Raw genomic sequence first — 6,083 nt, 5'->3', positions numbered from 1 at the left:
AGGGGCAAGAGCCCTTGGTTACTTGGGGCTCTTCCAAGTGACTCGCTGTAAAAGCGAAACCAATAGCCGCCATCACCGCAGAAACGGATATACCCCCAAGCAAAGTGATCAGCACCACACTCACTCAGGCAACCCAGCCATCCGCAACCCCTGCGCAAAACGAGCAAGATCCTCTGGCCGCTGAATAGGCAGCCATTCTTTCAAATTGGAAACACGCAATGCAGGATCCAGCTCGCGCAAGCGCTGCATCGCCTGCTTCGCCTTATTCATTTGTCCCCTCAGCGCATGACTGGCCGCCAGCAGCGCGACCGGAGGCAGCAGGGTGGGCAGGTTGCGCAATGCCTTATCCGCCCAGTCCGTCGCACAGTCATAGCGCCCGGCAACGAAGTGCGCGAGCGCCATGCCCACCTGCATCCTGAACATCTCCGGGTCCAGCGGGCTCAAGCGCACGGCATGGGTCAAAAACTCGATGGCGGCGTCTGTTTCACCGCGCAGTGCTCGCAAAATACCGCCCAAAAACCAGGCGGGAGCGAGGTTCGGATTGAGCAGGCGCGCCCTGTCGAGCAGGGCAATGCCGCCATCGACATCACCGGTGAGATGGGCCAGCGCATGCCCGCTTCGCGTCAACGCCACCGCATCGTCCCGACCGAGCGCCATGGCCAGGCGCGCCAGCCGCGCACCTTCGGCGATCTCTTGAGGTCGATCGGTCATCCAGCCATTCAACTTGCGCCAGAAATGACACCACGCCGCCATGCCATAGGCCGACGCAAACTCCGGGTCGAGTTCGATGGCCTTGTAGAACATCACCAGCGCCTCCTCGATGGCTTCCCGTGTGCCGTTGTGCAGTTTCGCCATTCCCCGCAGGTAATAGTCGTAGGCGCAGAGGCTTTCCGTCGGCTTGCGCTTGGCCCGTTCGATTTCCGCCCGTTCGAGCTGCGGCGCGATGGCACCGACGACGCTTTCAGTGATTTGATCCTGCAACTCGAAGATGTCGTCGAGCGTGCCTTCGAAGCGCTCCGCCCAGAGGTGCGTTCCGGTCGTCGCATCGATCAGTTGCCCGGTGATGCGCACCCTGTCACCGGACCTGCGCACGCTGCCTTCCAGCACGTAACGCACGCCGAGCTCCTGGCTGACACCCTTGACGTCCACGGAGCGGCCTTTGTACGTGAAGCTCGAATTGCGCGCGATCACGAACAGCCAACGGATCCGCGACAGGGCAGCGATGATGTCCTCAACCACGCCGTCGGCGAAATAATCCTGTTCCGGGTCGCCGCTCAGGTTCTGGAAGGGCAGGACAGTGATCGAGGGTTTGTCCGGTAGCACGAGGGGTTCATTCCGGTCGGCGGGCACGCCTGCGTCGATATCGTGTCCGTCAGGTTGCCGGGCCTCGGCGGTCTCGCCTGCCTCGACCTGGCCAATGAAGCGGTACCCCTTGCGCGGCACCGTGCGAACCAGGCGCTGTTCCTTACCGGTATCGCCGATGGCCTTGCGCACCGCATTGATGTGGCTGGTGATCGTCGATTCCGAAACCACCCGGCCGCTCCACACCGCCTTGAGCAAGTCATCCTTGCTGACGACGCGATCGCGCTGGCTGACGAGCTGCAGCAATAAATCGAAGACCTGTGGCCCGATGGGCACGACTTGCCCGCGCAAGGTGAGTTCCCGACGCTCTTGATCGAGTACGTAGTCTTCAAACACGAATGGCAAGGTGAATATCCCCTGGTCGAGCGGGTAATGAGTACGAGCAGTCGATAATACGGCAGCGCGTAACCGGCTGCACCGCCGAGTCAGGATGACATTCAAACGGTGGTTTTTTTGGACGAAAAACCAAGCGTGAGCGAAGGTAAATCCAAGGCCTGCGCAAGGACTTCACTTACGCACGGGGGCACTCTTTGCTCACACCGACAGCAATGGTTGCCGTCGTGAAGCGGAGAGAACCCATGAAGATCGTCGTCATTGGAGGCACTGGCCTCATCGGATCGAAACTTGTGAACAACCTCCGCGAGCGCGGCCATGACGTGCTCGCAGCCGCCCCTAGTACGGGCATAAACAGCATCACCCGCGAAGGCCTGGCCGAAGCGATGGATGGTGCTGATATCGTCGTCGACGTGGCGAACGCGCCGTCGTGGGAAGACCAGGCCGTCCTCGACTTCTTTGAAACTTCGAGCCGCAACCTGCTGGCGGCTGAAGCGGCCGCCGGCGTTCGTCATCACGTGGCCCTGTCAATCGTCGGTAGCGAACGGCTTCCCGAGAATGGCTATTTCCGGGCCAAGGTCGCCCAGGAAAACCTGATCAAGGCGTCCGGCATTCCTTACACCATTTTGCGGGCTACACAATTCTTCGAATTTGTCGGCGGTATCGCGCAATCGGCCGCCGTCGGTGAGGAGATTTGCCTTTCGCCCGCGCTGATCCAGCCACTGGCGTCCGACGACGTAGTGGCGGCGCTGACGGAGGTCACGCTGCAAACACCGGTCAACGGCACGCTCGAAGTCGCGGGGCCCGAGGCCATGCCGCTGGACGAACTGGTCAGGCGCTTTCTGCGGGCAACCGGGGACTCCCGCAAAGTTGTTCCGGACGTGCACGCACGCTACTTCGGCGCGGTGCTCGACGATCAGTCGCTGACCCCCGGCAAGCACCCGCGCCTGGGCGCGATTCGTTTCGAGGACTGGCTCGCCCGGTCCTGACACCGGGTTGCGCCCTCATCAAACAGACGCATAAGGAGATTTGCCATGTTCACCCGATATCTTCTGGCCGCTGCTTTCGCAGCGCTCTCGATCACCGCGTCGGCCGACGACAAGCCCGCGGGCAAGGTGACGGTCGTGTTCGACCGGCCCATTCCCAATATCCCCGGCAAGAGTATGAAAGGCGTGGTTGTCGAATATGGGCCTGGTGCCGCGTCGCCGGCCCACACCCATCCGAAAACGGCCTTCATTTATGCAACGGTCCTGGAAGGCTCGTTTCGCATCAAAATCAAAGACAAGCCGGAAAAGATCTACAACGTCGGCGAAAACTTCGTAGAGGAGCCTGGCTCCGTGCACGAAGTCAGCGCCAACGCCAGCGATACCCAACCTGCGCGTTTGCTGGCGGTGTTCGTCCTTGATTCCGGGGAAAAGGAGCTCGTCACGCCCATCGGCAAGTGACCTCACACACGCGCTGATCGACGCGCGATAGCCAGGCGGCAGGCCACTGCCGCCCTTTGGCTGCTGTAGGTTTATTGGCATTGAACAGGTAATGAGAGAAATGAACTCGCTCCAGGACAAGGCCGCCATAGCCGCCGTCGCAAGCGCCGAAATCCCTGTCGCCGTGATGCGCCGCAGCAAGAAAAAAACCATCGGCCGATTGCTGTGCGTCGCCGCCGTTCTGGTCCTGGCTGCCGGAGGGGCCGTGGCTGTTTTCAGCGGCACGACCTCCACCGATAACGCTTATGTGCGCGGCGACGTGACCTCGCTCGCCGCCAAAGTGGCCGGGTACATCACGTCGGTAGAGGTCGAGGATAACCAGACCGTCCGGGCGGGTGATGTCCTGTTTCGCATTGATGACCGAGACTACCGCGCACGGCTGGCGCAGGCCGTGGCGAATGTCAGTGCGGCCCAGGCTCGCCTGAGCCATGTCGATGCCCAGACCCAGCTTCAACGGGCCCTGATCCGCCAGGCCGAAGCCCAGCGACGCTCAGCCGCTGCCGAGATGAATCTGGCGACCAAGACCCATGATCGCAACCGCAAACTGATCGTCAGCAACGCGGTCAGTCACGCCCTTGTCGATGAAACCGCCGCCGCACAATCCAGAGCCGAGGCGACGGTCTCGGCCGCCTCGGCATCGGTCGAGGCGCAACAGCAACACATCGCCGTGCTGGTCACCGAGCGCGAAGCAGCCGTTGCGGCGGTGAATCAGGCGCAGGCGGCGCGGGATCTCGCCCAGATCGATTTCGACAGCACCGTGGTCCGCGCGCCTGTCGATGGCGTTATCGGTAATCGCCAGGTCCGCGTCGGTCGGTATGTGACGACGGGCGTGTCGTTGCTCGATATCGTGCCGGTCCATGATGTGTGGGTCGTGGCGAACTTCAAGGAAACCCAACTCGAGCATATTCGCCCCGGTCAACGCGTTCGCATCACGGTTGACGGCTATCCGAACGAGGCACTTGAAGGCGTGGTCGACAGCTTTGCACCGGGCAGTGGTTCGGCGTTCAGCCTGCTGCCCACGGACAATGCGACCGGTAACTTTGTTCGTGTCGTCCAGCGGGTGCCGGTGAAAATCCTGTTGGCCCACAACCCGTTGCCGGGCCGCATCGTGCCGGGCCTGTCTGCGCGGGTCGAGGTTGCGCAAGGAAGTGGCTCGTGAGCCCGGTGGCCACCGCCACGCCGGGCAATGCCAGCGTGACGAACGGCCTCCTGCTCATGACGGGCATCCTGCTTGCCGCGCTGACGGAAGCGCTCGCTGGCACCGTCCTGTCGCTTGGACGCAGCGACATCATCGGCGATACCTATGCAACGCCCGATGAGTTCGCCTGGCTGGATATTGGCTACACCGCGTTCAAGCTGATCGGGTTCGTGACCGCTCCTTGGTTGGTGAACCGTTTCGGTCCGCGTCAGGTCCTCATCAGCGCCACTTTGGTCATGGGCCTGGCGTGCGCCGTTGCTGCCATGACTGCTCGGCTGGATCTGCTGGTCGCGCTTCGAGTTATCCAGGGCTTCGCCGGCGGCACGTTGCTGGTCGGGGGGCAGGTGATCATCTTTCGCGCCTGGCCGCGATCACATCAACCCATCCTTCAGGCGCTGTTCGCCATGGGCGCGGTTGTCGCGCCCGCCACCCTTGCGCCGGCCCTTCAAGGATGGTTGATCGATAGCCAGTCCTGGGCCTGGATTTTCTTCAGCGTTGTTCCGCTCGCCCTGGCGGCCAGTGGACTTTTGCTGACCGCCGACGCCCCGATGCCGACCAAGACACGGCATCGTCCGTTTGACGGGGTCGGCTTCTGCCTGATCTGCGTCACCTTGTTGTGTTTTACCTATGTGCTCAGCCAGGGCAGCCGATGGGACTGGTTCGAGGAACCGCACATCCTGTGGCTGACCGTGATGGGGGCAGCCGCGTTGCTGGCTTTTCTTGGCCAGCAAGTGTTGATCAAAGGCCAGGGGGTGCTCGATTTCACCCTGTTCAAATCGAGCGATTTTACCTTCGCCTTTATCGTCAGTTTTGTCGCCGGTGCAGCCTTGTTCGGCAGTGCGTTCCTGATTCCGGCGTTTGCACTTTCAGTCCTCGCGTTCACACCCACCGATGCCGGCCAGCTGCTGTTGCCCAGTGGTGCCTTTTTTATCGGGGCGTTGCTCATTTCGGCCTGGCTCATGCAGGCCCGCCGCGTTCCGCCGTTCGCCACCGTGCCCTTCGGCATCCTGATGATCATGGTTGCGATGTGGATGCTGTCCGGTTCCACCCATGAAAGCGGCGCCGACGACATGATGGCGGCGATCCTGTTGCGTGGGTTGGGTCTTGGTTTTCTGTTTCTGTCGATCACCCTGATCGCGTTCAGTGACCTCAACAGGCGCAACCTCGCCAGCGGCATAGGGCTTTTCAATACGGGGCGCCAGTTGGGTGGCCTGATGGGCGTCGCAGGGCTTCAGACGCTGATCGAGCATAACGTTGTCGCCAACTCGGTGGTCCTTGGCGCCAGCGTCACTCCGGGCGGGGGCGCGGTCATCGAGCGACTGACTGCCACGACAGCGATGTTGTCGGCCAAAGGAATGGACGCAGTGGCTGCGGGTCGGGCGGCGATGAGCCTTCTGGGTCGTACCGTCACAGGTCAGTCCACCGTGATTGCTTTCGACAGCGCATTTGTTGCAGTGACGCTGCTTTTCGCAGTCGCCGCGCCCATGTTGGTCGGCATCAAAATCGGGTTGGGGCGATACGCGAAGCGGCGTGCTGCGGTGTCACCTCAATGAAGGCCACTCATTTGTTTGACGCAAGAAAAAGCCCGGCTGATTAGGCCGGGCTTCTTGTTGAGTACCGCGATAGAGCTATTCATTCATACAGCGCGGCTTTCGATCAGGCGGTCAGAACCACCTTCGGCAATGCGGTTTTCGATCAGACGGTCG

The 6,083-nt window shown here is 61.7% G+C and carries 5 protein-coding genes; 4 read left to right on the top strand and 1 reads right to left on the bottom strand.

The features are described from left to right. Positions 1-120 precede the first annotated feature (120 nt). A complete protein-coding gene (locus PMI32_RS02605) occupies positions 121-1,707 on the bottom strand; it encodes a winged helix-turn-helix domain-containing protein (protein ID WP_008034597.1) in 1,587 nt (528 codons plus the stop codon). A 233-nt stretch (positions 1,708-1,940) separates the two neighbouring features. On the opposite strand from PMI32_RS02605, the gene PMI32_RS02610 reads away from it, so the two are divergent. From PMI32_RS02610 to PMI32_RS02625, 4 genes are all read left to right on the top strand, one after another. Beyond that, on the top strand, positions 1,941-2,684 hold the full coding sequence (locus PMI32_RS02610) for an SDR family oxidoreductase (RefSeq protein WP_008034596.1): 744 nt from the start codon (positions 1,941-1,943) through the stop codon (positions 2,682-2,684). 45 nt (positions 2,685-2,729) lie between these two features. Further along, positions 2,730-3,140, top strand: a complete 411-nt coding sequence (locus PMI32_RS02615; protein ID WP_008034595.1) for a cupin domain-containing protein — start codon at positions 2,730-2,732, stop codon at positions 3,138-3,140. Between the two features lie 100 nt (positions 3,141-3,240). After that, positions 3,241-4,338 carry an HlyD family secretion protein gene (locus tag PMI32_RS02620; protein ID WP_008034594.1) on the top strand — a complete coding sequence of 366 codons (1,098 nt, stop codon included), beginning with the start codon at positions 3,241-3,243 and terminating at the stop codon, positions 4,336-4,338. Continuing rightward, on the top strand, positions 4,335-5,930 hold the full coding sequence (locus PMI32_RS02625) for a DHA2 family efflux MFS transporter permease subunit (protein ID WP_008034588.1): 1,596 nt from the start codon (positions 4,335-4,337) through the stop codon (positions 5,928-5,930). Before PMI32_RS02620 ends, PMI32_RS02625 begins: the two co-directional genes overlap by 4 nt. The last annotated feature ends 153 nt before the right edge of the window (positions 5,931-6,083 follow it).

It is taken from the genome of Pseudomonas sp. GM60, assembly GCF_000282415.1.
Lineage (GTDB): Bacteria > Pseudomonadota > Gammaproteobacteria > Pseudomonadales > Pseudomonadaceae > Aquipseudomonas > Aquipseudomonas migulae.
The sequence above is the reverse complement of the archived record's forward strand: the minus strand, read 5'-3'. Positions and strand labels throughout refer to the sequence as shown.